The sequence below is a fragment of the Nonomuraea insulae genome (assembly GCF_042656245.1).
Genome location: NZ_JBHSPA010000055.1, coordinates 2,474 through 27,443 on the forward strand (window position 1 = coordinate 2,474; position 24,970 = coordinate 27,443).

Here is a 24,970-nt window from a genome sequence, read left to right on the forward strand (position 1 = left end):
GACGCCGCCCGTGAGGTCGAAGAGGAGACCGGCTGGCGACCCGGCCCCCTACGGCCACTGCTCTACACTCAGCCGACCAGCGGCATCTCCGACTCCGAGCACCACATCTTCCGCGCCGACACCGCCCAGCGCATCGGACCGCCCACCGAGGCATGGGAGGCCGAGCGCATCGAGTGGATGCCGCTTACTGATATCCGACGCTTGATCGACAAGCGCGACATCGTCAGCGGGACCAGCATGAACGCCTTGTTGTACGTGCTCACAGATGACCCTGTTCGGTGATGGCCGAGCCAACATTCCGAACAACCATCCCGGTCAACAACCCAGCAAGCCCCGGGGCGACACCATTGGAGGGCCACCACGGCTGACCACCACCGGTGCTTTCCAAGGTCGGGGTGGGCATTAGATGGCCCACCGTGTAGCTGGGCAACGGGTGGGCTCGATGGCCGGAGGCGGGGGTTGCGCCGGGAGGCGCCTCAAATAGAACAGCCTGAGCCCGACCCGCGCGAAGCGCTTCATAAGCGAAGCCCTTTTGCCGGGACGGGAATCAGGCGGTCTACGAACTACTTGGTGTTGGCTTTCAGGTAGTCGGTGTTCATTTGGGCGATGGTGTCCAGGGGGATGCCCTTCGGGCAGACCGCCGTGCACTCTCCCGTGTTCGTGCAGCCGCCGAACCCCTCAGCGTCCATCTGGTCCACCATGGCCTTCGCGCGCGACACGCGCTCCGGCTGGCCCTGCGGGAGCAGGCTGAGGTGGGTGATCTTGGCGGCGGTGAAGAGGGAGGCGGAGCCGTTCGGGCAGGCGGCCACGCAGGCGCCGCAGCCGATGCAGGTGGCCGCGTCGAAGGCCGCGTCCGCGTCCTCCTTGCGTACCGGGATGCTGTGGGCGTCGGGGGCCGAGCCGGCCGGGACCGAGACGAAGCCGCCCGCCTGGATGATGCGGTCGAACGCGCTGCGGTCCACCACCAGGTCCTTGACGACCGGGAACGGGGCCGCGCGCCACGGTTCGATGGTGATCTCGGCGCCGTCCTCGAAGTGGCGCATGTGGAGCTGGCAGGTGGTCGTGGCGCGCTGTTCGCCGTGGGCGACGCCGTTGATGACCATGCCGCACATGCCGCAGATGCCCTCGCGGCAGTCGTGGTCGAAGGCGATCGGGTCGTCGCCTTCGAGGATGAGGCGCTCGTTGAGGACGTCCAGCATCTCCAGGAAGGACATGTCCGGCGAGACCTCCTCCACCTTGTACGTCACCATGCGGCCCGCATCCGAGGGGCCGCTCTGACGCCAAACGCGCAGGGTCAAATTCATGCCCGGGGCTCCTTCGCTTCGCTCACTCGCCCGAACCCGGGCATCAATGGATTGCCGCGTCTGATGGTTCCCTCGCTCACTTGTAGCTCCGCTGGGTCATCTTGACGTACTCGTACTCGAGCGCTTCCTTGTGCAGCACGGGCCCGTCCGGGGAGAACTCCCAGGCCGACACGTGCGCGAAGTTCTCGTCGTCGCGCAGCGCCTCGCCGTCGGCGTCCTGCGACTCGGCGCGGAAGTGGCCGCCGCAGGACTCGGTGCGGATGAGGGCGTCCAGGCACATGAGCTCGGCCAGGTCGAAGAAGTCGGCGACGCGGCCGGCCTTCTCCAGCACCTGGTTGAGCTCCTCGGCGGTGCCGCTCACCTTGACGTTCTGCCAGAACTCCGCGCGCAGCTCCGGAATGCGCTCCAGCGCCTTGCGCAGCGACTCCTCGGTGCGTTCCATGCCGCAGTAGTCCCACATGAGCTTGCCCAGCTCGCGGTGGAAGGAGTCGGGCGTGCGGGTGCCGTTGACGGACAGGAGCCGGTCGATCTTGTTGCGGACCCTGATCTCGGCCTCGGCCACGGCCTCCTCGTCGACGTCGCCGAAGGGGCCGGCGGCCAGGTAGTCGCCGAGGGTGGTCGGAAGGACGAAATATCCGTCGGCCAGGCCCTGCATCAGCGCGGAGGCGCCGAGGCGGTTCGCGCCGTGGTCGGAGAAGTTGGCCTCGCCGACGACGAACAGGCCGGGAATCGAGGACTGCAGGTCGTAGTCCACCCACAGCCCGCCCATCGTGTAGTGGACGGCGGGGTAGATGCGCATCGGCACGTCGTACGGATTCTCGCCCGTGATGCGCTCGTACATCTCGAACAGGTTGCCGTATTTCTTCTCCACCGCGTCGCGCCCGAGGCGGTTGATGGCGTCCCGGAAGTCCAGGTACACCCCAAGACCGCCCGGTCCGACGCCGCGGCCCTCGTCGCAGACGTTCTTGGCGGCGCGGGAGGCGATGTCACGCGGGACGAGGTTGCCGAAGGCCGGGTAGATGCGCTCCAGGTAGTAGTCGCGCTCCTCCTCCGGGATGTCGCCGGGGGCGCGGTCGTCGTTCTTGCGCAGCGGCACCCACACCCGGCCGTCGTTGCGCAGCGACTCGGACATGAGCGTGAGCTTCGACTGGTACTCGCCCGACACCGGGATGCAGGTCGGGTGGATCTGCGTGTAGCAGGGGTTGGCGAAGTACGCCCCGCGCTCGTGCGCCCGCCAGATCGCGGTGGTGTTGCAGCCCTTGGCGTTCGTGGACAGGAAGAACACGTTCCCGTAGCCGCCGGAGGCCAGGACCACGGCGTCGGCCAGGTGGCGCTCGATCTCGCCGCTCACCATGTCGCGCACGATGACGCCGCGGGCGCGCCCGTCGGAGATGATCAGATCGAGCATCTCGTGCCGGGTGTGCATCTCCACGGTCCCGGCCGCGATCTGCCGCTCCAGCGCCTGGTAGGCCCCCAGCAGCAACTGCTGGCCCGTCTGGCCGCGGGCGTAGAACGTACGCGAGACCTGGGCGCCGCCGAAGGAGCGGGTGTCCAGCAGGCCGCCGTACTCGCGGGCGAACGGCACGCCCTGCGCCACGGCCTGGTCGATGATGTTCACCGAGACCTGGGCGAGGCGGTAGACGTTCGACTCGCGGGCGCGGAAGTCGCCGCCCTTGACGGTGTCGTAGAAGAGGCGGTAGATGCTGTCGCCGTCGCCGCGGTAGTTCTTGGCGGCGTTGATCCCGCCCTGCGCGGCGATGGAGTGCGCGCGCCTGGGCGTGTCCTGGTAGCAGAAGGACTTGACGTTGTAGCCCAGCTCGCCAAGGGTCGCGGCGGCCGAGCCGCCCGCCAGGCCGGTGCCGATCACGATCACGTTGAGCTTGCGCTTGTTGGCCGGGTTGACCAACTTGGCACCGAACTTGCGCTTCTCCCAGCGTTCCTCGACGGGGCCGGAAGGAGCCTTGGTGTCCCGGATCTCCGGGCCTTCGGTGTACTTCACTTGACGACTCCGAACGTGATCGCGAGGGGCGGGGCCAGGAAGCCGACGACCAGGACGATGGAGACCAGGCCGGCCGTGGCGCGCAGGACCTTGTTACGGTCGCGATTGGCCCAGCCCAGCGTCTGGAAGCTGCTCCAGATGCCGTGCCGCAGGTGCAGGCCGACCATGACGACGGCCACGAAGTAGATCAGCGTCACCCACCAGCGGGACGGCTCGAAGCCGGCGACCATCCGGTCGGCGGGGGCGGCGTCGAAGCCCTTGGGGTTCACGACCCCGAAGGTGAGGTCGAGCAGGTGCCAGACCACGAAGAGCGCGATGGTCAGGCCGCCCCATCGCATGATGTGCGTGGCATAGCCGTTGGCCTGCGACTTCTTGGCCACGTACTTGACGGGCCTGGCCTTGCCCGCGCGGCGGGACAGCGAGATCGCGGCCCACATGTGCAGGACGACCGAGGCCACGAGGACGATCTCCACGATCGTCAGCAGCGTGCGGTAGGGGGCGATCGGCTCCAGCAGCGTGCGCAGCGCGTGGGCGTATTCGTTGAACGAGTCCCGGCCGAGGAAGATCTTGAGGTTGCCGAGCATGTGGCCGAGGAGGAAGAGCACCATCACGGCGCCCGTGACGGCCATGACGACTTTCTTGCCGTTCGAGGAGCGCAGGAACCCGCCCGGCTTCTTCCTCGTCGGCGCTTTCTTGGGAGCGGTAACAGGCGCAGTGGCGGCGCCGCGCTCTATCGTGGCAGTCACGTCTTCAGACGCTAGGTATCCAGGGATGATCCGTCCAAGTCATGATGAGCCTGGTTTCGATAGCCGCCGGCTATGATGTGGGAAGGTGCGGCTTTTATCGGGGTCTTATGTCGTGCCGGTGCGAGGAAAATCACATGCAGTTCCAGCAGCTCGCGTACTTCGTCGCGGTGGCGGAGGCCAGGCATTTCACCCAGGCGGCCGAGCGCATGCGGGTCGCGCAGCCCTCGCTCAGCAAACAGATCAAGGCGCTGGAGGACGATCTCGGCGCGCGGCTGTTCTCGCGGGCGCGCGGAAACGTGACGCTCACCGCGGCCGGGGAGGCGCTGCTGCCGCTCGCCCGCCGCATCCTGGCCGACGCCGACACCGCCAGGCAGGAGGTGGCCCAGCTCGCCGGGCTTCGCCGCGGCAGAGTGCGTCTGGGGGCCACGCCCTCGCTCTGCGCCGGGCTGATGGCCGACGCGCTGGCCCGCTTCCACCGCTCCTACCCGGGCATCGAGCTGATGGTGGAGGAGGGCGGCTCGCGTGACCTGATCAGGGCGCTGGCACGGGGGCAGCTCGATCTGTCGCTGATCATCATGCCGCTGCAGAGCGACGACCCGTCGCTGGTCACCGAGGAGATCCTGCGCGAGAACCTCGTGGTCGTCTCCCCCTCCCACGAGCAGATCAGGGGCCCGTACCTGCGGATCGAGGACCTGCGGGGCCGCTCGATGGTGATGTTCAGGCGCGGCTACGACCTGCGGGAGGCGACGCTCGCGGCGTGCCGGCAGGCGGGGTTCGAGCCCAGGTTCGCGGTGCAGGGCGGCGAGATGGACGCGGTGCTGCGGTTCGTGGAGGCCGGGCTGGGAGTGGCCGTGGTGCCGTCGATGGTGCTGGACGGGCGCCCGGGGCTGCTGGGCACGCCGCTCGCGCCGCCGGGGCTCAGCCGTACGATCGCGCTGGCGCACCGCAAGGATGTCGAGCCGACGAGGGCCGCGCAGGCGTTCAGAGAGACGTTGTTGTCCTTCGTCGTGGAGGCCGGGCACGAAGGCACGCTTCCGCAAGGGGTCGAGCTCATCGCAGAATGAGCAACAAGTGCTCCCACTCCCATGAAGAGGCGCTTTGACGGCAAATCTCGCAGAAACGCTGACGCTGCTCCTCATCGAAGACGATGACGGCGACGCTTTCCTCGTCGAGGAGCTGCTCAAGCAGGCCGTGGCACCGCCGAAGATCTTCCGCGCGCGGAGTCTGGAGGAGGCCAGGGCGAAGCTGACCCCCCAGATCCAGTGCGTGCTCGTGGACCTGTCCCTGCCGGACGCGAGCCGATTGGAGGCCCTGGAGGCGGTGCTGGCGGTCGCGCCGCACACGGCGGTCCTGGTGCTCACCGGGCTCAACGACGTCCAGACGGCCCTGTCCGCCGTGCAGTCGGGGGCGCAGGACTACCTGGTCAAGGGGGACGTGGACGCCCGGCTGCTGGCCAGGTCCATCACGTACGCGATGGAGCGCAAACGCGCCGACGTGGCCCAGATCAAGCTCATGCAGGCGGAGCTGACCGCCAAGGAGAACGCCAGGCTGGAGAGCGCCCTGCTGCCCGGCCCCCTGCTGCGCGGCGCGCCGATCGAGCACATGACCCGTTACCTGCCGGGCAGCGGCGGCACCCTGGCCGGCGACTTCTTCGACACCGTGCAGACGCCGGACGGCTCGGTGCACCTCGTGATCGGCGACGTCTGCGGGCACGGCCCCGACGAGGCCGCGCTCGGGGTGGCGCTGCGCATCGCCTGGCGCACGCTCGTGCTGGCCGGGCAGACGGAGGCCACGCTGCTGCGTACGCTGGACACCCTGTTACGCGCGGAACGCAAGGCCCCGGAGATCTTCACCACGCTGTGCACGGTCACGATCACCCCCGACCTGCGGCACGCCAAGATGCGCGTGGTCGGCCACCCGCCGCCCGTGCTCGTGCGCGACGGCGTCGTGGAGGTGGTGGCCGGCACGCCGTCCGGCCCGCCGCTCGGGATCTTCCACGACGTGGAGTGGCCGGTGATCGAGGTGCCGCTGGGTGCGGAGTGGTCGATGATGCTCTATACGGACGGCCTGATCGAGGCGGTGGTGAGCGAGCCGGGCCGGCTGCTCGGCGTGGACGGCCTGCTCGACCTGGTACGCGAACACGGCGTCATCGACCTCGACCGGCTCATCACCCACGTGGGAACGTTGAGCGACGACCTGGCCGTGATCATGGTGCAGAAAGGGAGAGCATGAAGATCCACCCGCTACCTCCCCCCAAGGAGCCGACCGGCCTGGGCAAGCTGCCCGCCGCCCGCTGGTTCCTGGTGACCGGGACGGCGGCCGGCGTCACCTTCGTCGCCGGCGTGGTCATCATCATGGCGATGACCGCCAGGACCGCGGAGCTCAACCCGCGGCCGGAGGTGGGCGCGCAGCTCGACCGGCTGACCGTGGCCCTGATCGTGGTCTTCGTGCTCCTGCTGGCCTGCGGCGTCGGGCTGGCGCTGATCGTGCGCCACGCCGTGCTGAAACCCATCGCCCAGCTCACCGAGCAGGTGCGTACGGTGGCCGGCGGCGACTTCGACCACGCCCTGCACGTGGACCGCCCGGCGGAGCTGGCCGAGTTGTCCAGCCACATCGACTCCATGCGCGCCCGCATCGTCTCGGCCTGGCGGACGGCCTCGGACCAGACGGAGGAGCTGCGCAGGTCGAACGGCGAGCTGGAGCAGTTCGCGTACGTGGCCAGCCACGACCTCCAGGAGCCGCTGCGCAAGGTCGCCAGCTTCACCCAGATGCTGGAGCAGCGCTACGGCGAGCAGCTCGACGAACGGGCCAGGCAGTACATCCACTACGCGGTCGACGGCGCCAAGCGCATGCAACTGCTGATCAACGACCTGCTCGACTTCTCCAGGGTCGGCCGGGTCACCGGTGAGAAGGCCGAGATCGAGTCGGTCGAGCTGCTGGACCGGGCTATGGAGAACCTCGCGGCCACGATCGAGGACACCGCGGCCACCGTCACCCGCGACGAGCTGCCCCGGGTCACCGGCAACGAGCTGCAGCTCACCCAGCTCTTCCAGAACCTGATCGAGAACGCCGTCAAGTTCCGCTCCGAGGAGCCGCCGCGCGTGCACATCGGGGCCAGGCAGGTCGGCGAGATGTGGGAGTTCAGCTGCGCCGACAACGGCATCGGGGTCGAGTCCAAGTACGCCGACCGCATCTTCCTGATCTTCCAGCGCCTGCATCCGCGCGATGTGTACCCGGGGACTGGCATCGGACTGGCGCTATGCCGGAAGATCGTCGAGTACCACGGGGGTCAGTTGTGGCTCGACGGCGATACTGATGGCCACGGCGCCACGTTCCGCTGGACGTTGCCCGCGGCGGGAGGCGAAGGATGAACGAAGGGCGCCCGATCGAGGTGCTGCTGGTCGAGGACGACCAGGGGGACATTCTGCTCACCAAGGAGGCGTTCGACCTCAACAAGGTGCGCAACCGGCTCAACGTGGTCAACGACGGCGAGCAGGCGATGGCCTACCTGCGGCGGGAGGCCGGCTTCGCCGACGCGCCGCGCCCCGACCTGATCCTGCTCGACCTCAACCTGCCCAGGATGAGCGGCATGGAGGTGCTGAGCGAGGTCAAGGCCGACGCCGCGTTGCGCACGATCCCCGTGGTGATCCTGACGACCTCCGAGGCGGAGGAGGACATCCTCCACAGCTACCGGCTCCACGCCAACGCTTATGTCTCGAAACCGGTAGATTTTGAGCAATTTATCCGGGTTGTCCGTCAAATCGACGATTTTTTCGTGACTGTGGTTAAGTTGCCCGCCCCGGGTCAGCGCCTGTGACGCCCGTACGTGACAGGAATCACAGCCGGTCATCGAAAAAGTGAGTGACCCCGCTCACAAATCACGATCCTGTCGTCGTAACGTATCCCCCACCAACGCGCGCCCGACGCGGAGTACCGCCGTGAGCGCGCCCAGCGAAACGAACCACGGACCCCCTGCGCTAAGGGTCCGCGGGAGGTGGAGAGGTCCGCGATGACCCAGACGACGCCCGAAGCTCCAGTCCGAAGGCAGCGTGCGCAAGTAAGGGTGCGCACGCTGCGAACAGACAGATGGTGGCTGGTCCCGCTCGTGACATTCCTCGGGCTGGCCTCATTCCTTGTCTACGGCGTATGGGCGATCATCGACAACAGCATCTTTATCGAGCCGTACATCGCCCCGTTCGCCTCACCCTGCCTGGCCGAGCTGACGTGTCCCGAGGGGGCGCGACTGTTCGGCTGGGCGCCGATCGGCGACTGGTACACGCTGTCGCCAGGATTGCTCATCCTGGCGCTGCCCGGCGGGTTCCGGCTGACGTGCTACTACTACCGCAAGTCCTACTACCGCTCGTTCTGGCTGTCCCCGCCGGCCTGCGCCGTGCAGGAGCCGCACGGCAAGTACACCGGTGAGCGGCGCTTCCCGCTGATCATCCAGAACGTCCACCGGTACTTCTTCTACGCGGCCATCGTGATCGGCATCATCCTGGCCTACGACGCCATCCTGGCCGTCGTCCACAAGCCGCTGGGCCTGGGGAGCTGGATCCTGATCGCCAACGCCGTCCTGATCAACGCCTACACGCTGTCGTGCCACTCCTGCAGGCACATCACCGCGGGCAGGCTCAACCACTTCTCCCGTCACCCGCTGCGGTATCGGGCCTGGACGTTCGTCTCCAAGCTCAACGCCAAGCACCAACCCCTCGCGTGGGCCTCGATGTTCTCGGTCATGGGCGCCGACCTGTACGTGCGCCTGGTGGCCAAGGGCATCATCGCCTTCCCGTACGCGTAAGGACAGTTTTCAGTGGAAACCACGCACAACACAGAGCGCCACGAGTACGACGTCGTCGTCATCGGCGCGGGCGGAGCCGGGCTGCGAGCCGCCATCGAGGCCCGCCAGCAGGGCAAGCGGACGGCGATCATCTGCAAGTCGCTGTTCGGCAAGGCGCACACGGTCATGGCCGAGGGCGGCGCCGCCGCCGCGATGGGCAACGTCAACTCCGACGACAACTGGATGGTGCACTTCCGTGACACCATGCGGGGCGGCAAGTTCCTCAACAACTGGCGGATGGCCGAACTGCACGCCAAGGAGGCGCCCGACCGCGTGTGGGAGCTGGAGGCGTGGGGGGCGCTGTTCGACCGCACCAAGGACGGCAAGATCAGCCAGCGGAACTTCGGCGGGCACGAGTACCCACGGCTCGCACACGTGGGCGACCGTACCGGGCTGGAGCTCATCCGCACGCTGCAGCAGCGCGTCGTGGCGCTCCAGCAGGAGGACTACGAGACGCACGGCGACTACGAGGCCTACATCAAGGTCTTCGCCGAGTGCACGGTCACGCGGCTGCTGAAGGACGGCGACGCCATCTCCGGCGCGTTCGGCTACTGGCGCGAGACCGGAAACTTCGTGCTCTTCGACGCGCCCGCGGTCGTCCTGGCCACCGGCGGCATCGGCAAGTCCTACGTCGTCACCTCCAACTCCTGGGAGTACACCGGCGACGGCCACGCCCTGGCCCTCCTCGCCGGCGCGAACCTGATCAACATGGAGTTCATCCAGTTCCACCCCACGGGGATGGTCTGGCCGCCGTCGGTTCGCGGCATCCTCGTCACCGAGTCCGTACGCGGTGACGGCGGCGTGCTGCGCAACTCCGAGGGCAAGCGCTTCATGTTCGACTACATCCCCGAGGTGTTCAAGGACAAGTACGCCACCACGGAGGAGGAGGGCGACCGCTGGTACACCGACCAGGCCAACAACCGGCGCCCGCCGGAGCTGCTGCCGCGTGACGAGGTGGCCCGCGCGATCAACTCCGAGGTGAAGGCCGGTCGCGGCTCCCCGCAGGGCGGGGTCTTCCTCGACGTCTCCACCCGGCTGCCCGCCGAGGAGATCAAGAGGCGGCTGCCGTCGATGCACCACCAGTTCAAGGAACTGGCCGACGTCGACATCACCGCCGAGCCCATGCAGGTGGGCCCGACCTGCCACTACATCATGGGCGGCGTCGAGGTGGACGCCGACACCGGCTCGTCGAACGTGCCCGGCCTGTTCGCGGCCGGCGAGGTCTCCGGCGGCATGCACGGCTCCAACCGGCTGGGCGGCAACTCGCTGTCCGACCTGCTGGTGTTCGGGCGCCGGGCGGGCGCGGGCGCGTCCTCGTACGTGGACTCGCTCACGGCCCGGCCCAAGGTCGAGCCCGAGCTGGTGGAGACGGCCCTGGAGGAGGCTCTGGCGCCGCTGGGCCGCAGCGGCGAGAACCCCTACGAGGTCCACCACGAGCTCCAGCGCACGATGAACGAGCTGGTCGGCATCATCCGCAAGTCCGAGGAGGTCTCCGAGGCTCTGGAGGCCGTGGAGAAGCTCAAGGAGCGCGTGCACCTGGTCGGGGCGGCCGGCTCCCGCATCTACAACCCCGGCTGGCACCTGGCGATCGATCTGCGCAACATGGTGCTGGTATCGGAGTGCGTGGCACGCGCCGCGCTCCTGCGCGAGGAGAGCCGTGGCGGGCACACCCGCGACGACTTCCCGGGGATGAACCCGGGATGGCGCCGCAAACTGCTCGTCTGCTCCACCGAGGACGGCTCCGCCGTCACCGTCGAGGAGAAGGTCCAGCCGTCCATGCGCGACGACCTGATCACCCTCTTCGACCGCGACGAGCTGCAGAAGTACCTCACCGACGAAGAGATGACCGAGTTCGACGGGATAGCGGAGAAATGAGCTACAAGGCAAAGTTCAAGGTCTGGCGCGGTGAAGGTGGCGAGGGCGGACTCGAGGACTTCACCGTGGAGGTGAACGATGGCGAGGTCGTCCTCGACATCATCCACCGCCTCCAGGCCACGCAGGCGCCCGATCTGGCGGTGCGGTGGAACTGCAAGGCCGGCAAGTGCGGCTCGTGCAGCATGGAGATCAACGGCAAGCCGCGGCTGGGCTGTATGACCCGCATGTCCACCTTCGAGGAGGACGAGACCATCACGGTCACGCCGATGCGGACGTTCCCGGTCATCAAGGACCTCGTCACCGACGTCTCGTACAACTACCAGAAGGCCAGGGAGGTCCCCTCCTTCACGCCGCCGAGCAACGTGCGTCCGGGCGACTACCGGATGAAGCAGGTCGACGTCGAGCGCTCGCAGGAGTTCCGCAAGTGCATCGAGTGCTTCATGTGCAACAACGTCTGCCACGTGATCCGCGACCACGAGGAGAACAAGACCAACTTCTCCGGTCCCCGCTTCCTCATGCGGATCGCCGAGCTGGACATGCACCCGTATGACGTGGCTGACCGGCAGGAGGAGGCCCAGCAGGAGCACGGGCTCGGCTACTGCAACATCACCAAGTGTTGCACCGAGGTCTGCCCCGAGCACATCAAGATCACCGACAACGCGCTGATCCCGATGAAGGAGCGCGTGGTGGACCGCAAGTACGACCCGCTGGTGTGGCTGGGGAACAAGATCTTCAAGCGCGGCAGCTGATGAGAAAGGGGGGCCGCTGGCCCCCCTTTTCTACTTCTTCCTGCCGAAGCGCCTGCGCTTGGAGTCCGGCATCTCCTTGGTCGGCTCGGGCTCGGGCCCGACGGGCGGTAGCGGCTGGACCGCCGTCACGTCCTCGTCGGCCGGCACGTACGGCGGCGGCTCGTAGTCCTGCGGCTCCCTGGTGACCGGCTCGAACAACGAGCCGGGCTGCCACGGCTCCGAGTCGCCCTGCTCGGCGGCCGAGGCCGCCCCGAGGGGCAACTCCTCCCCGCCTTCGTACGGGCTCGCACCGCCCGGCGGGATGTCCGACGGCGGCGGCGTGGGCGGGACCAGCGGCTCGAACGGGTCGCGCTCGCGGGACCTGGGCGGCTCGTTGTAGGAGTCGAACTCGTCCGGGTGCAGCACCACCGGCTCGTGCAGGGGCTCCGCGGGCGGGAAATCCTCCTGTACGTAGCCCTGGGGCGGGTACGGGTGGTTCGGGTCCTGGTAGCCGTACTGCTGGGGCGGGCCGCCCGGGTAGGTCTGCACCGGCACGAAGCTGATGATCGGCGCGTACGCCGTGCCGCCCGGGTATCCGGGGGCCTGGAAGCCCGCCGAGGCGTACCCCGGCCCCGCCGGGTAACCGCCGCCGGGCGGAGGCGGCGGCATGTCGGACCGGCCCATCATCGGCGGGCCCATCGGCGGGCCCGCCTTCCGCACGGCCGCCGCGTGGGCCATCCTGCGCAGGCGTCCCTCGAAGATCAGCACGGCGAAGAGCGCGAGCAGGACCAGCACCAGAGCGGGGATGCTGAGCTTCTGCGTCAGCGTGCGCTGGTCGAACTCCGGCGCCGCGTTACGCAACTCCAGCGGCACCTCCTCGGTGGAGGCGGCCTCCGTCTGCGCGGGCGGTGCGGTGGTCAGCGTCTCGGACGGCGCGATGCTCGGCATCTCGACCGACGCCTCGGGCGTCGACGACGTGGGCGTCGCGCTGGGCACCTCGACGCTCTGCGAGGGCAGCGGCTGCAGGTTCTGCGACGGCGTGCTCTCGGGGGTCGGCGCGGGGGGCGAGGTGGTGGTCTTCTTCGGGGTCGGCGACTTGGTGGTCTTCGTCGGAGTCGCGGTGACGGTCTTGGTGACCGTCGTCTCCGGCGCCCCGTCCTCCGGCTGGTCAGGCGCCGGCGAGCCCAGGGTGGTGGTGACCGTGACGGTGGTCTCCGGAGGATCGACGTCGCAGACATCGCCGGGGTTGCAGCCGGGCACCTCGCTGCCCGGGTCGTACGCCGACACCGAAGCGCTCGCGCTCTGCACGATGAACGGTGTCGCGCCGGCGCCGGTCAGTCCGAGCGCAAGGACGATAGCGGACACGGCCGTCGCTCGTGTGCGTGCCACCGGAGCCCTCCGCGTAGTCCCGTAACCATGGTCAAGGGAATACTAGCCGGGTAAAAGGAACAGTAAAGACGGAATTACAACACCTTTTTCCGTTTACTCCCTCGTTGTACCGTGACAATCAGCCACAGGCTCCCCATCAGTACTCCGATGGCTCCGGCGACCACGGGCAGAGCCCCGGGCCCATCGAGCGGACTTACCCATCCGACAGGGCGAACGGGCTCCTTGGACACCGCCATTCCCCACGGCAAAGGCGCCTCGCCGCCCGCGCCCGCCGCTTGGAACGAGACAAAGGGATTCGGCTGGGCACTGATCGCGCCGCTGGGCAAGGTCTGCGGGATCGCCCCAGGGCTCGGAACGGCGCTGGGGGACGTCTGAGGCACCACGGCGGGCTGAGCCGCCGGGGCGGGCTGCGGCACGACTTCCGGCAGCGTCAGAGCGGCCTCCGCGCCAGTCGGCCGCGCCTCGACGTCGCCGCCGCTCCTCGTGCCGGGCTTGGTGGCGGCCTTGGTGGCGGCCTGGGTGGCGGCCTGGGTGGCGGCCTGGGCGGTGGCCTGGGCGGTGGCCTGGGCGGTGGCCTTCGTGGTGGCCTGGGTGGTGGCCCGCCCTTCCGGCCGCAGGAGCCGGGCGAGACCGCTGAACGTCGCCGCGTCCCCCGTGATCGCCTTCTGGTCCGTGATCGCCTTCTGGTCCGTGACCGGCTCCCGGACCCGTACGGCCGTGGTCCTGCTCATGATCGTCAGCCCGGCACCCTCGGCGCTCCGCAACCTGGCCACCGCCGCCAGGACCACTTCCTTCGCCCCCACCGGCGCCTTCACCGTGATGTCCAGGGCCCGTTCCCCGGCGACCCTCCCCAGCCTGCACACCCGCGCCCCAGGAAGGACGGCGCCCGTGAGAGCCGAAACCCCCATGACGGTCAGCGCCCCGGCCGCGACGGCCCCCGTAGCGGGTGGCACCGCGGAGGACCCGGTTACAGCCCCGGAGGATCCGGCGGCGGCGCCCGAGGATCCGGCAGTAGCGCCGGAAAGCCCGGCGGCGGCGTCAGAAGGCCCCGCCACCGCCCCGCCGACAGGCGGGCTGCTGGCCTCCGGGCGGGCCGTCCGTGAGGCCTGCCCCGGCGACGGCAGGCAGGCCACCTCCGACAACGCCTCGGCCGGGCTGGCCGCCACCGCCACCCTGGCGCCCCTGGCCATCCCGTTCAACCGCACCCGGAACCGCTCCATGTCCCCGGTCCTGACCCATTTCCCGACACCGTCGGCCGAGTTCACCCGTTCGAGCACCAGCGACACCCCGGCCGCCGCCACGGGAACGGAGGGCACCGCCGCCAGGACCAGCACCCCGGCGACGACCCACCCACGCCGCATCGTCAACATCTCCCCCGCCGTGACAAATTACGCCTAGTAACCATTGTGTCACAGAGAGGGATGTCCTAATCACGTAGGAGCAGATTCTCCACGGTCTTCATGATGGCCAGGTCCGCCCCCAGCCACTCGACGTCGTAATATTCGCCGGGCCCCAGCCAGCGCAGCGCCAGGTGCTCCTTTGCCTGCGGTGTCCCCGAGGCCAGGGAGCAGAGCCAGACGCGCACCACGTACCCCCCGTCGATGGGCCAGTCCTCGCCCACCCGCTCGCCGACGGAGACCTCCACGCCGAGCTCCTCACGGCACTCCCTGACCAGCGCCGCCACCTCGCTCTCCCCCGGCTCCACCTTCCCGCCGGGGAACTCCCAGCCACCGGCCAGCGCGGCGGGCTCGGCCCGCTGAGCGGCCAGCACCCGGCGGCCGGGGGCGACGATCACCGCGGCGACAACCACAACCGTGCTCACAAGGGGTACGTCCTCTACAGGGATGAGTTCAGCTTCTGGACTTGGCCGAGCACGTCGGCGTTCTGGAGGGGACGGGTGAAGCCCACGCGGTTGTCGCGCGCCTGGTAGCTGGTGACCTTGATCGGCCCGCACAACGTGCACCGGGCCTCCAGCATCTTGCCCTTCGACACGACCAGCCCCACGTGGCCGGGGCTGCCCGCGGAGGTGCCCGGTCCCGCGTTGAAGAACACCAGGTCGCCCGGCTGCTCCTCGCCCTCTAACACCTTCACGCCGAACGGCCACTGCGTGAACGTCGTACGCGGGATCGTCAGCCCCGCCGCCTTGTACGCCGCGTAGATGACCCCCGAGCAGTCGAAGGCGTCGGGCCCCGTGCCGCCCCACAGGTACGGCTTGCCGCGCTGCGCCAGGGCGAACTGCAGGATCTTGGCCACGACGTCGCTCGGCGCGGCCTCGACCAGCGTGTCGTCGCACTCCGGCGATGCCTGGGGCGGCACCTCGACCGCGCCCGACTTGGCGTATTTCCTGGCGATCTCCTCGACCTGGTCCACGTACCACCAGGCGCGGTTGTAGACGAACAACGCACTCCGTACGTTCTCGGGGGCGCCGTTGCGCTTGAGCATCTTGGCTGCGCCCAGGATGGCGTCGGCCGGGTTGTACACATCGGCCACGCCGTCGCCGTCGCCGTCGGAGGCGTACCCGTTGATCGAGCCTGGGAACGGGAGCCTGGCCTTGCCGCCCCACGTGGAGATCAGGAACTGCATCGGCCCGGCCGCGCCCGCGGAGTTCGTGCCGCTCTTGACGCCCGGCAGGTCGGAGCGGCCGTGATCGGTCTCGCGCTTGCCGACGGCGGCCAGGATGTTCCACTGGACGCCGATCTTCTTGCCGTACTCCTTGTACAGCTCCAGGTATTCGGCGGGGATGTCGGACGCGGCCGAGTCGGACGCCTCCTCCACGTGCGCCGTGTCCTCGCAGTCCACGGTGGCGCCGCCGTCGCTGAGGAACGAGGGCATCGACATGAGCAGCAGCGGCGACACGATGACCGCCACCAGGAGCAACATTCCGGCCAGGCCGATGACGAGGGCCAGGCGCGCTCGTGAGAGTTTCACCCGGGTGTGTCTCCGTCCTGGCCCGCGTCGGACGGCAGGATGTCGTAGATCCGCCAGTCGGCTCCTGACTGGCTGACCGTGACCGCGTACTCCTCCGTGGCCGCCTTGTTGCCGCTCTTGGCGTTGACCTGCCTGATCGCGGTGACCACGAAGACGATGGAGGACTTCTCCACCTGCCTGATCTCCTTCAGACTGGCCGTGGCCGTGGAGACGATCTCGTCGTTGCGCTTGTCCTCGACCGCGCCCGCCGACGTCATGGTCCTGGCCAGGGTGTTGCCGAGCTCGGCCGTCGTGTACGCCTTCAGCCGGCCCGCGTACGCCGCCGGGTCCTCGTCGTAGCGGAAGGTGCCGTACGCGGCGGTGAACCGCTCCGCCAGGTCCGCCGCCGCGGCGAGCTGCTCCTTCTTCATCGGCAGGTAGGAGTACACGTCGAACGGCGCGGCACTCGCGGTCGCCAGCGGCGTGCTCGACGCCACGGCGGAGCTCGTGACGCGGGGCGCCTCCTGCTCGGGCGCGGCCTGCTCGGAAGCGTCCGGCCACATCGTCAGGTAGATCCCGACCGCTGCGATGACCACGACGATGGCGGCGAAGGCCACCCCCCGCCTGTCACCTGGCTGCGCCATGTTTTAGTCCTTGTCCGGATTGCTCGCCTTGAGCCAGAAGGGCACGGAGGGGCTGTCACCGCCGGAGCCATTGCCGTTACCGCTGCTGCGCAACCAGAGCGGGGGCGCGTCGGAGGAACGGGAGGACGGCTCGTCGGAGCTGAAGATCCGCGGGCCTGAGGAGGCGCCGCCGCCGGACCGGGACCCGCCGCCGCCCGACCTGGCGCCGCCGGACCCACCGGACCCACCGGAGCCGCCCGACCTGCCCGAGCCGCCCGACCCGCCTGACCCACCTGATCCGCCGAAGAGCCCGCCCGAGCCGCGTGAGCGTGTCCCGCCCGTACGCGAGCCACCCGAGCCGCCGAAGCGCGAGCCGCGAGAGCCACCGGAGGCCGGGGTACGTGAGCCGCCCCCCGAACCGCCACGCCGGGCCCAGCCGCCACCGGACCCCCCGCCGAACCATCCGCCGGAGCCACCGGAGCCACCGCCTGAGCCGACTGCGGACCCTCCGGTCGCGGACGTACCGCTCACCTGGGGACCCGCCGCCGGGCCGCGTGAACGGGTGGGCGCGCCCAGGTTGAGCGGCGGCGCCGTGCCCCTGCGCGGTTCGAGCGGAGCCCGCCCGGCCTTGCCGCCCTGCTGGTCGGTGTCGAGCGGCGCCGCCGTGGCCGGGATCCGGGTGCCGGAGGACACGCCCTCGCCTTCCTCGCCGCGCACGCGGACCTGGCCGCTCGCCGCGGCCGTCGCCGCCGCGCCCGCCGGGTTGGCCGCCCCTGCCGCCCTGATGAGCGGCTCGGCCTTGCGCAGCCCCCAGCGTCCGATCCGGGCCGAGGCGACCGGCGGCAGCACGCCCGCCGACCGCTCCAGGACCGACGAGCTCGCCGCCTCGCCCAGCATGCGGGTGGCCACCGTGTGGCCGTTCATCGAGGCGAACAGGTGCTGGAACGGACGCCGGTAGAAGAACACCGCGATCGTCAGCAGGGCCATGAACAACACCTGCATGCCCCAGGGCATGGCGGTGGAGATGATGAGCGCGTACCCGTACACGAGGACGCTGAGGACGATCGTCAGCACGGCCTGTCTCAGCAGCGTGCCGACGAGCATCTCCACCCAGCGCATGGCGACGATCCGCCCGCTGCCCGGATGCACGCCGATCAGCAGGAAGATCGGCCCCAGGATGAGCAGCAGCAGGAAGCCCACCTTCAGCACCAGCAGCGAGACCGCCACGAGGAAGATGAGCGTCCCGGCCACCAGGGCCGCGATGAACGCGCCGACGGCCACGCCGAGCCGGTTGGACCAGTCGCGGCCGGAGAAGGTGGCGTAGCGGGGGTCGTTCCTGAGCTTGTCGGCCAGCGAGGCGTACTCGGACTGCCGCGCCCCCACGTCGGGAGCCGGCTGCCCGGCCACGGCCTGTGGTACGGACTGCATCTCCAGCACCTTGCGGCCCCAGTCGCGCACGATCGGCTGCTGCGGGTCGGCGGTGCCGAACAGGCCGACCAGCCAGGGCTTGCAGACCAGGGTGGACCACAGCGCGTCGGCGTTCTGGTCGACGCCCGGCGTGCCGGTCTGGGCGTACCCGCCCGCCTTGACCTGCGCGTCGCCGCTTCCGGGCGGCGGCAGGCAGGACGCGCCGCCCGCGCCGGGCAGGCCGGAGAAGGCCGAGTTGACGACCTCGCCGGTCTTGTCGGTGATGACCTTGCCGAGCCCGGTGAAGTCGCCGGGACGGCTGAAGAACCAGACCGCCACGGTGACCGCCAGGACCATCCAGATCACGCCCTCGGCGGTCGTGGTGGCGCGCTTGCGGATCAGGCCGTACCAGGCCAGCCAGATGGCGCCGAGGATGACGATCGGCTGGAGGTACTGCCAGTACATGGCGTCGGCGAGGTTCTTGACGATGTCGTCGACGACGTCCTTGATCGACTGGAGCGGTCCCTCCGTGGCCGCCGCCTGGTACGTGGTGATCGTCAGCCTGTCCACGGCCTTGGCCGCGGTGAAGACGCCGTTGGCCCACATGTTGCCGAGCACGGCCACGTAGTCGGAGCAGGTCAGCTCGTGCGTGTTCCAGAACTGGCCGCTCATGCCGAACTGGCCGTAGTTGGTGGTCGGCGTCTGCGGGCCGCCCTCGGGGGGCGGCGGCTGGATCAGGCCGTCGAGACCGCTGCCGACCATGTCCGGCTGGAGCGGGCCCGACAGGTCACACGGAGCCGCGGCGACCGGTGTGGCGAACGCGCCCAGCACGAGCGGCACCACGAGAACGCCGGTGACGAGCGCGAGGAGCAGCGCGAGTCGTCGGGATAGCCGGATCTTCATGACCGTACCTCCTGCGCTCTGCCCACGCCCCCTCGAAGATCATCATGCCCGGCGCCGTCGGGTTTGTCGTGTGTCGGGTTCGTGTCGAGCCAACGGAGAAGTTCCTCGGAGATCAGGTCTACTCCGATGCGGCCCGCCCTGCCATCCAGATCGCGGAATACGCATTCGCCGTTGCCCAGCGAGCGCAGCACGGCCTTGTGCTCCTCCGACGGCTCCACCCCGAGCAGGGACATGACGTGGTCCACTTCCACCCGTTCCGTGGACCTGAACGCGAAGACGGACGACAGGCAGTTGGTCACCTGCTCGTTCAGCAGGTCTCCCGCGTTCTGCGAGACCAGCACCAGAGCGGTGTTGCGGGAGCGGCCCATCCGGCTGACCTCGGGCACCAGCTTGGCGCCCTCGGGTGTGGAGGTGATCGCCCACGCCTCGTCCAGGAAGATCGCCTTGGGCGAGCGCCGGTCGAGGCCGTTCATCAGCCTGCGCGCGAACTGGGACACCAGGTAGAGCAGCGCCACCGACAGCCGCTGCTCGTAGGAGTAGTCCTCCCTGGTCGTGGCCACGTCAGGCAGCGTCAGCCCGCCCAGCGTGAACACGGTGGTCCACCCCTCGGTGTCGATCTGGTCGCCGCCCGAGGGGTCGAAGCAGAGCCGGGCCAGGTGCATCTCCGACATCGAGCGCAACACCGCGCCCAGGTTCTTCGAGGCGGGGTCCTCGGCCTGCTCCAGGAAGTCCACGACCTTGCCCAGCGAGGGGTCCTCGCCGTTGGACACCGCCGCCACCGCCTGGATCATCGCCGACTCGCGCTCCTCCGACATCCGGGGCAGCAGCAGCCGCAGCGTCTCGGTGGCCATGGTCTTCTTCGCCGCGATGTCGTCGCCGAACGAGAACGGGTCCAGCAGCCCCGGCGCCGCCGAGCCGAGCGGGATCACCCGGGCCTTGCGCCCCCGCTTCTCCAGCAGTTGCACCAGCGACTCCGCGTCGCCCTTCGGGTCGATCACCGCGACCGTCACGCCGCGCAGCGACATCTGGTAGATCATCAGCAGCGCGAGCGTGGTCTTGCCGCCGCCCGGCTCGCCGGTGATCGCGATGGCGGTCGGCCGGTTGCGGGTGGCCGCCACCAGCGGGTCGAAGTGCACGATGCTGCGGGCCCTGCCGACGCTTTCACCGATGTACGGGCCGAGCCAGCCCTCGCTGCCGTCATCCAGCCGGTCGCCGAGGTCCACGGTGGCCGTGGCCATGCCTCCGGCGATCGTGCGCAGGGGCTGGCGCTGGGCGTAGGCGTTGACGCGTACCCGCTCGCCCGGCAGCGCCTCGCTGAACAGCGAGAACTGGTCGCCGGTCGAGTTCACCACGTCGATGCCCATGTCGCGGTAGTGCTCGACCACCGCCTCCACCCGTTGCACGCAGATCTCCTCGGTGGGGGCCGAGATGATCAGCCGGTGCCAGCCGTACACGAAGGGCAGCCGCTCCTTGGTGATGCCGTGCTCCAGCATCCGGGCCGCGTCGATCTGCTCGGCCAGCGCCAGCGGCGCCTCCGCCCCCGCCTCACGGATGTGGTGGTCCATGTCACGGGCGTGCGCCAGCTTGCGCGCCACGTCCTTGGACGCCTTGACCGGCGGGATCAGCCGCATCCGCGAGGAGACCTCCACCGGGAACGGGAGCTGGTCCGCGAAGTGCATCCACGGCTCCCCGTCGGGGAAGGGCATGAGGTCGGGGAAGCGGGCGAACGACAGGTGGGCCACGTACGAGTCGCCCTGCGACTGCACGATCCGCAACAACGACCTGCCGTTGTGGATCTCGCCCTCGACCAGCGACTCGATCTCGCCCCTGCCCCAGCGCCGCCGCGGACTGGCCGACGGCGGCGGGTCGCCGAGCGCGCCCGAGGCCGCGTGCTGGAACAACCACGCCACCTCGACGGAGGTGGCGTGACGCGCGTAGAGGGCGCTCGATGCGAGCGCCCGGCCGAGACGTTCCGCGGACTCGGTCCACCGCCCGATCTCACTGTCGGGTACGTGGTCGTCCTCCATCCCCAGCGCCTTCTCCGTCTTCTGGTAGAAGCCGAAGAGCTGGGACAACACGCCGCTGCCGAGCTGCTTGCCCCGCGGGCCGAGCCGCACGCCCAGGTAGACCTCCTTGGACCAGAAGTCCTTGGCCCAGACGTGCCGGTACATCTCCTCCAGGTAGTCGCGCCAGCCAGGCCCCTCGTCGGACGTGGCATTGAGCGCCATGGCCCACTCCGCCGCTGGGTACGTGCGGTGCGCGACCCTCAGGTGGACCTCGGCGTCGGGCATCCTGATCGCGGCCAGCGCGATCGTGATGTTGGTGGCCAGCGCCTCGCGCTCTTCCGGCGTGACGAACTCGTAGCTGACCGTCGGGAGCCGGAAGTACGCCCATGCGCAGGTGTCTGTGAGCAGGATGCGGTCGTCGAAGTAGCGGACCGCCAGGCGCTGGTGCGCTCGGGACGCCCTGCTCATGCCGCCCCCTCGGCGCATGAACGGGCCAGACCTGCTCGCTTGTTCACTTATCGCTCACCGATTCTCGTGCCCGGGGGGTCACTCGCCAACTCCTCTTCGCTCGGTCGTACGGTCTGTGCCGCGAAACCCGCGACCACCACACCGGCGAGGGCGAGGTAGGCCCGCCGCCCGGCCGCGCGCAACTGCCCTGGATCGACGACCTCCGCGCCGCCAGGCGCCAGATCGTCCTCCCAGGGGACCCTGACGATGGCCCGGCACCTGCCTCTGGCCACCGACTCCGCCTGCTCGACGTCGGTCATCGAACGCCTGCTCACGCCGTTGACCACCATCACGGCCCGCCTGCGCAACTCCGCGCAGCCGTGCCCGTCGAGCCACTCGTACGTCATCGCCACCGCCTCCGACGCCTCCTCGCTCGCCGGAACCACCAGGACGAGCTGGTCCGCGTACGGCAACAACCGGGCCGCCAGCGCGGCGGCCGGGTCGATGACGGCCAGCTTGTAGTGGCGGTCGAGCAGGCGCATGGATTCGCCGAGCCGGTGGTCGGAGAAGAAGGATCGATCCGCGAGCCGCTGCTCGGCGCCCGCGTCGGTGTCCGCGCTGATCACCTCCAGGCCGGAGGCGGTCCGCGTGGTGTACCCCCGCATCGTCAGATAGCCGCTGACCCGATCGAGCCCCGACAGCAGTGAGGTCAGGGTCTCGGGGGTCTCCGGCTGAATCTTGCTCGTCAGCGTGCCGCCACCGGTGCTGGCATCGACCGCCACGACCCGGTCGTCCCGGTAGTGGGCGAAGGCGTGCCCCAGCATCAGCGCCGTCGTGCTCTGCCCCGCGCCCCCGGTGCACCCCAGCACCACGATCCTCCGGCTCCCGCCGAACACGCCCCTGGCCCTGGCCTCGTCGATCTCGGACCCGTCGGTACGCACCCCGCCGCCGCCGACGACGACCTGGGCGATCCGCCGCCACCCCCCGGAGTCCCGCCCCACAACGGACTCGACCCTCCGCACCCGCCCGTCACCGGCCCTCGGCACCGGCACACCGATCTCCCCGACAGGCTCCCCCTGCCGCCCCGCACCATCACGCCCCACCACCGGCTCACGCGCATCCACCACGGAACCGTCACCCACCGACTCGTCAGCAGACGCCGCCGACGCCATACCCGTACGCCCCACCTCACGACCACCCACCGACTCGTGAGCGGACACCGCAGGCACCACGCCCTTACGCCCCGCCCCACGACCACCCACCGACTCGTCAGCCGGCACAACGCCCTTGCTCGGCACCTCACGACCGCTCACCGGCTCGTCAGCCGACACCGCCGGGGCCACGCTCTTGCGCGCCGCCTCACGCCTGCCCGTCGTCTCGGCCGTCCGCTCACTCGCCGCCTCACGAGCGCCTTCGTCCGTGGTGCCGCGCCCGCTCACCACTTCGCGAGCGTCCGCTACCGGGGCCGTGCGCTCGTCCGCCGGCGTCTCGTGGCCGACTTCCGTCTTCACGGCGTCGCCTGCTGCGGGCGCGGGACGATCCTCCGACGACGTGGCGAGGCTGTCTGCCGCTGCCTCGCGATCGCCCGTCGGCGCCGCGCTCTCGCTTCCCACCGCACTGTTGCCGTCGGCCGTCGCCCTGTCGCCGCGCTCGCCCTTCTTCGCGCCGCCACCGGCCGTCGCCGCGCCGCCACGATCGCCCTTCTGCATGTCACGGCCGTCGGTCTTCGCTGCGCCGCCACGATCGCCCTTCAGCGCGCCGCCACCGGCCGTCGCCCTGTCGCCGCGATCGCTCTTCGGCGCATCGCTGCCATCGGCCGTCCCCGGTCCGATGTGGTCGCCCGTCTCACCGGGCTTCTGCACTGCACTGACGACGTCTGGCGCCTCGGTGGCCTCGCCCGTCCGTCGCGAGCCGTCACCCTCCGGCGCTCCACCGACGGCACCGACCACCCGGTCGGCGACCTGCGCCTCAACAACCGGCTGCGGCGCAGCCTCCTGCGGCGCGCCCTCCTGCGACACGGCCTCCTGCACCGCGGAGGCATGCGGCGCGGCCTCCCGCTGCCCGGCCTCCTGCGGCCCGGTGCCCTCCGGCCCGGTGCCCTGCGGCGCGGTGCCCTGCGGCGCGGAGACACGCTCCACGGCGTCCTGCTGCAGGGGGACGGGTTGCACGGCGTCTCGTGGGGTGTCCACGCGGCCTTCGGCTCGGCGGGTGCTGGGGCGGGGGATGGGCTTGGCGTCAGGGTTGAGCGGGGGCCAGACCCGCTGCGTGCCCGACAGCACCAGCCCAGGGCCGAGCCTCGGCGGCTGCCCCTTCCGATGCTGGTCGCGGGCGCGCTCGTCCTCCGGCCGCTCCCCTTCGCGCGCACCGCCCTCGACGCGCCCCGCCACATCAGCAGGGACGTCGGCGGTGGCCGCGAGCCGGCGCAATCTCCGCAGCGCCTCGGTGTCGATGGGCTTGCCCGCCGCGGGCTTCAGGCTCTCCGCCGTCTTGATCGGCACCCCGGCCTCACGCGCGGCCAGCGCCTCAGCGCTCATCTCCGCGTGCACGACCTCGGCCGCACGCCGTCCCTCAGCGGCGACGTCCCGACCCGGTACTGCGGCGGCCTCTCGGCCCGTGTCCTCTTCGTTGGCGGTACCGCCAAAGAAAACCTGCGGGGCGGCGCCTTCCTGGCCGTGGGTCCCGGCTCGTACGCGGCGGACCGGACGGCGAGTGCCCGAACGCCCCTCATCGCTCACGACTTCGCGGACAGCGGTTCCGCTGTCAGCGACATGTTCCACCGGTGTGGCCGCCGCTGCGGGCGCGGACCCCGTACCCAAGGCTTCTTCCACCAGCGCCCGCTCCCGACGCGGCCCAGGCCCCCCTGAGCCCCCCTCAGCGGCACGCACGCGGCCCTTGAGCGCGGGTGCGGTGCCGCGGCGGGAACCCCAGCCTGTGCGGGGAGGCTCGGCGACGGGCGCGGTCGAGGCGGCGGCCGCCGCGGCGGCGACGGCGGGGCGGACCTGACGGGGGCCCGTGACGCCCTCGCGCCTGCGCTGCGGGTGGCGGACCTTGCGCGGCCCCTTCGTCCTGGCCCGGGCGGGCATGGTGCGCCAGACGCGACCGGAGAACGTGACGGCCTCGGGCTCGGAGGTGGGCGCCATGCGGTACCACGCCTTCGGCTGCCCCAGGTAGCGCAGGTGGGACTCCAGGAGTTCGGTGAGCCGCTTGCCCTCGATGACAGGACGGGTGGACAACCACGTCACGATGCCCGGCGGCACCAGGAACAGCACGTGCCAGGGCATCTCCACCGGCACGCCCACCAGGACCAGCAGGAGCGACCACGGTACGAACACCCCGACGAACACGCCGATCCAGACGATCGGCAGCGGCATCGGCAGGCGTAGGTCGTACAGCTTGTAGAGCCGCTTCTCGATCCGCCAGATGTTCGTATACGTGGGCAGGTCCACGCGGTCCTCCTCTCCACCCGCTCGTACATGACCGCCGCGGAGCGGTCTCAACCCTTACTTGATGCCCAGTGCGCCCGCGATTGCCCTCGCCGTCACCTCAATGATGTTGGGAACGTAGAAGATCACTCCGATGGCCACGGCCAATATCAGGAACTGTACGAATCGCGTGATCTCGCGGGTGAAGAGGAAGAAGAGCGCGACCACGGACACGACGACAAGGAACAAGGGGGCGAAGAACGCGCGCAGGAAGTTGGCCAGCCCTCCGGTGTCTATGCCGGTGGGCGTCGGTGTCGGCGTCATCTCCACCAAGGTGAGCAATACGGTCTTCAAGATCACTTCTTGTCCTCCCGGGG

At 69.8% G+C, this 24,970-nt stretch carries 21 protein-coding genes; 9 read left to right on the forward strand and 12 right to left on the reverse strand.

What is annotated here, in order from left to right; genetic code table 11:
- Nucleotides 1-282: NUDIX domain-containing protein (locus ACFPZ3_RS41565; protein ID WP_379519871.1), on the forward strand; the 282-nt coding region annotated here is incomplete at its 5' end.
- A 281-nt stretch (nucleotides 283-563) separates the two neighbouring features.
- On the opposite strand, the gene ACFPZ3_RS41570 is transcribed toward ACFPZ3_RS41565, so the two are convergent.
- The 3 genes from ACFPZ3_RS41570 to ACFPZ3_RS41580 form a co-directional block, all read right to left on the reverse strand.
- Nucleotides 564-1,304 carry a succinate dehydrogenase/fumarate reductase iron-sulfur subunit gene (locus tag ACFPZ3_RS41570; RefSeq protein WP_379519872.1) on the reverse strand — a complete coding sequence of 247 codons (741 nt, stop codon included), beginning with the start codon at nucleotides 1,302-1,304 and terminating at the stop codon, nucleotides 564-566.
- A 76-nt stretch (nucleotides 1,305-1,380) separates the two neighbouring features.
- Entirely contained in the window at nucleotides 1,381-3,303 is a 1,923-nt protein-coding gene (locus ACFPZ3_RS41575) for a fumarate reductase/succinate dehydrogenase flavoprotein subunit (RefSeq protein WP_379519873.1), read from the reverse strand.
- Nucleotides 3,300-4,049, reverse strand: a complete 750-nt coding sequence (locus tag ACFPZ3_RS41580) for a succinate dehydrogenase cytochrome b subunit (protein ID WP_379519874.1) — start codon at nucleotides 4,047-4,049, stop codon at nucleotides 3,300-3,302. The genes ACFPZ3_RS41575 and ACFPZ3_RS41580 overlap by 4 nt, the downstream gene beginning before the upstream one ends.
- Before the next feature lie 134 nt (nucleotides 4,050-4,183).
- On the opposite strand from ACFPZ3_RS41580, the gene ACFPZ3_RS41585 reads away from it, so the two are divergent.
- From ACFPZ3_RS41585 to ACFPZ3_RS41615, 7 genes are all read left to right on the forward strand, one after another.
- Nucleotides 4,184-5,113, forward strand: coding sequence for a LysR family transcriptional regulator (locus ACFPZ3_RS41585; protein ID WP_379519875.1), 930 nt, complete (start codon nucleotides 4,184-4,186; stop codon nucleotides 5,111-5,113).
- Nucleotides 5,114-5,147: 34 nt separating this feature from the next.
- Entirely contained in the window at nucleotides 5,148-6,281 is a 1,134-nt protein-coding gene (locus tag ACFPZ3_RS41590; RefSeq protein WP_379519876.1) for a PP2C family protein-serine/threonine phosphatase, read from the forward strand.
- Nucleotides 6,278-7,420, forward strand: coding sequence for a sensor histidine kinase (locus ACFPZ3_RS41595; protein ID WP_379519877.1), 1,143 nt, complete (start codon nucleotides 6,278-6,280; stop codon nucleotides 7,418-7,420). Before ACFPZ3_RS41590 ends, ACFPZ3_RS41595 begins: the two co-directional genes overlap by 4 nt.
- Nucleotides 7,417-7,866, forward strand: a complete 450-nt coding sequence (locus ACFPZ3_RS41600) for a response regulator (RefSeq protein ID WP_379519878.1) — start codon at nucleotides 7,417-7,419, stop codon at nucleotides 7,864-7,866. The genes ACFPZ3_RS41595 and ACFPZ3_RS41600 overlap by 4 nt, the downstream gene beginning before the upstream one ends.
- Nucleotides 7,867-8,058: 192 nt before the next feature.
- Nucleotides 8,059-8,847 carry a hypothetical protein gene (locus ACFPZ3_RS41605; RefSeq protein WP_379519879.1) on the forward strand — a complete coding sequence of 263 codons (789 nt, stop codon included), beginning with the start codon at nucleotides 8,059-8,061 and terminating at the stop codon, nucleotides 8,845-8,847.
- A 12-nt stretch (nucleotides 8,848-8,859) separates the two neighbouring features.
- On the forward strand, nucleotides 8,860-10,761 hold the full coding sequence (locus ACFPZ3_RS41610) for a fumarate reductase/succinate dehydrogenase flavoprotein subunit (protein WP_379519880.1): 1,902 nt from the start codon (nucleotides 8,860-8,862) through the stop codon (nucleotides 10,759-10,761).
- Entirely contained in the window at nucleotides 10,758-11,510 is a 753-nt protein-coding gene (locus ACFPZ3_RS41615) for a succinate dehydrogenase/fumarate reductase iron-sulfur subunit (protein WP_379519881.1), read from the forward strand. Before ACFPZ3_RS41610 ends, ACFPZ3_RS41615 begins: the two co-directional genes overlap by 4 nt.
- A 30-nt stretch (nucleotides 11,511-11,540) precedes the next feature.
- On the opposite strand, the gene ACFPZ3_RS41620 is transcribed toward ACFPZ3_RS41615, so the two are convergent.
- Nucleotides 11,541-12,878 carry a hypothetical protein gene (locus ACFPZ3_RS41620; RefSeq protein WP_379519882.1) on the reverse strand — a complete coding sequence of 446 codons (1,338 nt, stop codon included), beginning with the start codon at nucleotides 12,876-12,878 and terminating at the stop codon, nucleotides 11,541-11,543.
- 74 nt (nucleotides 12,879-12,952) lie between these two features.
- Nucleotides 12,953-13,786, reverse strand: a complete 834-nt coding sequence (locus tag ACFPZ3_RS41625) for a hypothetical protein (protein WP_379519883.1) — start codon at nucleotides 13,784-13,786, stop codon at nucleotides 12,953-12,955.
- Between ACFPZ3_RS41625 and ACFPZ3_RS41630 the strand changes: the two genes are divergently transcribed.
- A complete protein-coding gene (locus ACFPZ3_RS41630) occupies nucleotides 13,767-14,276 on the forward strand; it encodes a hypothetical protein (protein WP_379519884.1) in 510 nt (169 codons plus the stop codon). The genes ACFPZ3_RS41625 and ACFPZ3_RS41630 overlap by 20 nt on opposite strands.
- A gap of 28 nt (nucleotides 14,277-14,304) precedes the next feature.
- On the opposite strand, the gene ACFPZ3_RS41635 is transcribed toward ACFPZ3_RS41630, so the two are convergent.
- Genes ACFPZ3_RS41635 through ACFPZ3_RS41665 form a run of 7 tightly spaced genes read right to left on the reverse strand, consistent with a single transcriptional unit; the run spans nucleotide 14,305 to nucleotide 24,917 of the window.
- The gene (locus ACFPZ3_RS41635) at nucleotides 14,305-14,700 is read right to left on the reverse strand and encodes a (deoxy)nucleoside triphosphate pyrophosphohydrolase (protein WP_379519885.1); all 396 of its coding nucleotides are present in this window, start codon (nucleotides 14,698-14,700) and stop codon (nucleotides 14,305-14,307) included.
- Nucleotides 14,701-14,714: 14 nt separating this feature from the next.
- A complete protein-coding gene (locus tag ACFPZ3_RS41640; protein WP_379519886.1) occupies nucleotides 14,715-15,806 on the reverse strand; it encodes a C40 family peptidase in 1,092 nt (363 codons plus the stop codon).
- A complete protein-coding gene (locus ACFPZ3_RS41645) occupies nucleotides 15,803-16,429 on the reverse strand; it encodes a hypothetical protein (protein ID WP_379519887.1) in 627 nt (208 codons plus the stop codon). The genes ACFPZ3_RS41640 and ACFPZ3_RS41645 overlap by 4 nt, the downstream gene beginning before the upstream one ends.
- Before the next feature lie 3 nt (nucleotides 16,430-16,432).
- Nucleotides 16,433-18,718, reverse strand: a complete 2,286-nt coding sequence (locus ACFPZ3_RS41650; protein WP_379519888.1) for a type IV secretion system protein — start codon at nucleotides 18,716-18,718, stop codon at nucleotides 16,433-16,435.
- The gene (locus tag ACFPZ3_RS41655; protein WP_379519889.1) at nucleotides 18,715-21,192 is read right to left on the reverse strand and encodes an ATP-binding protein; all 2,478 of its coding nucleotides are present in this window, start codon (nucleotides 21,190-21,192) and stop codon (nucleotides 18,715-18,717) included. The genes ACFPZ3_RS41650 and ACFPZ3_RS41655 overlap by 4 nt, the downstream gene beginning before the upstream one ends.
- A 47-nt stretch (nucleotides 21,193-21,239) precedes the next feature.
- Nucleotides 21,240-24,617 (reverse strand): TcpE family conjugal transfer membrane protein, encoded by a 3,378-nt coding sequence (locus ACFPZ3_RS41660; protein WP_379519890.1) that lies wholly within the window; start codon nucleotides 24,615-24,617, stop codon nucleotides 21,240-21,242.
- A gap of 54 nt (nucleotides 24,618-24,671) precedes the next feature.
- The gene (locus ACFPZ3_RS41665) at nucleotides 24,672-24,917 is read right to left on the reverse strand and encodes a hypothetical protein (protein ID WP_379520119.1); all 246 of its coding nucleotides are present in this window, start codon (nucleotides 24,915-24,917) and stop codon (nucleotides 24,672-24,674) included.
- Nucleotides 24,918-24,970 lie beyond the last annotated feature (53 nt).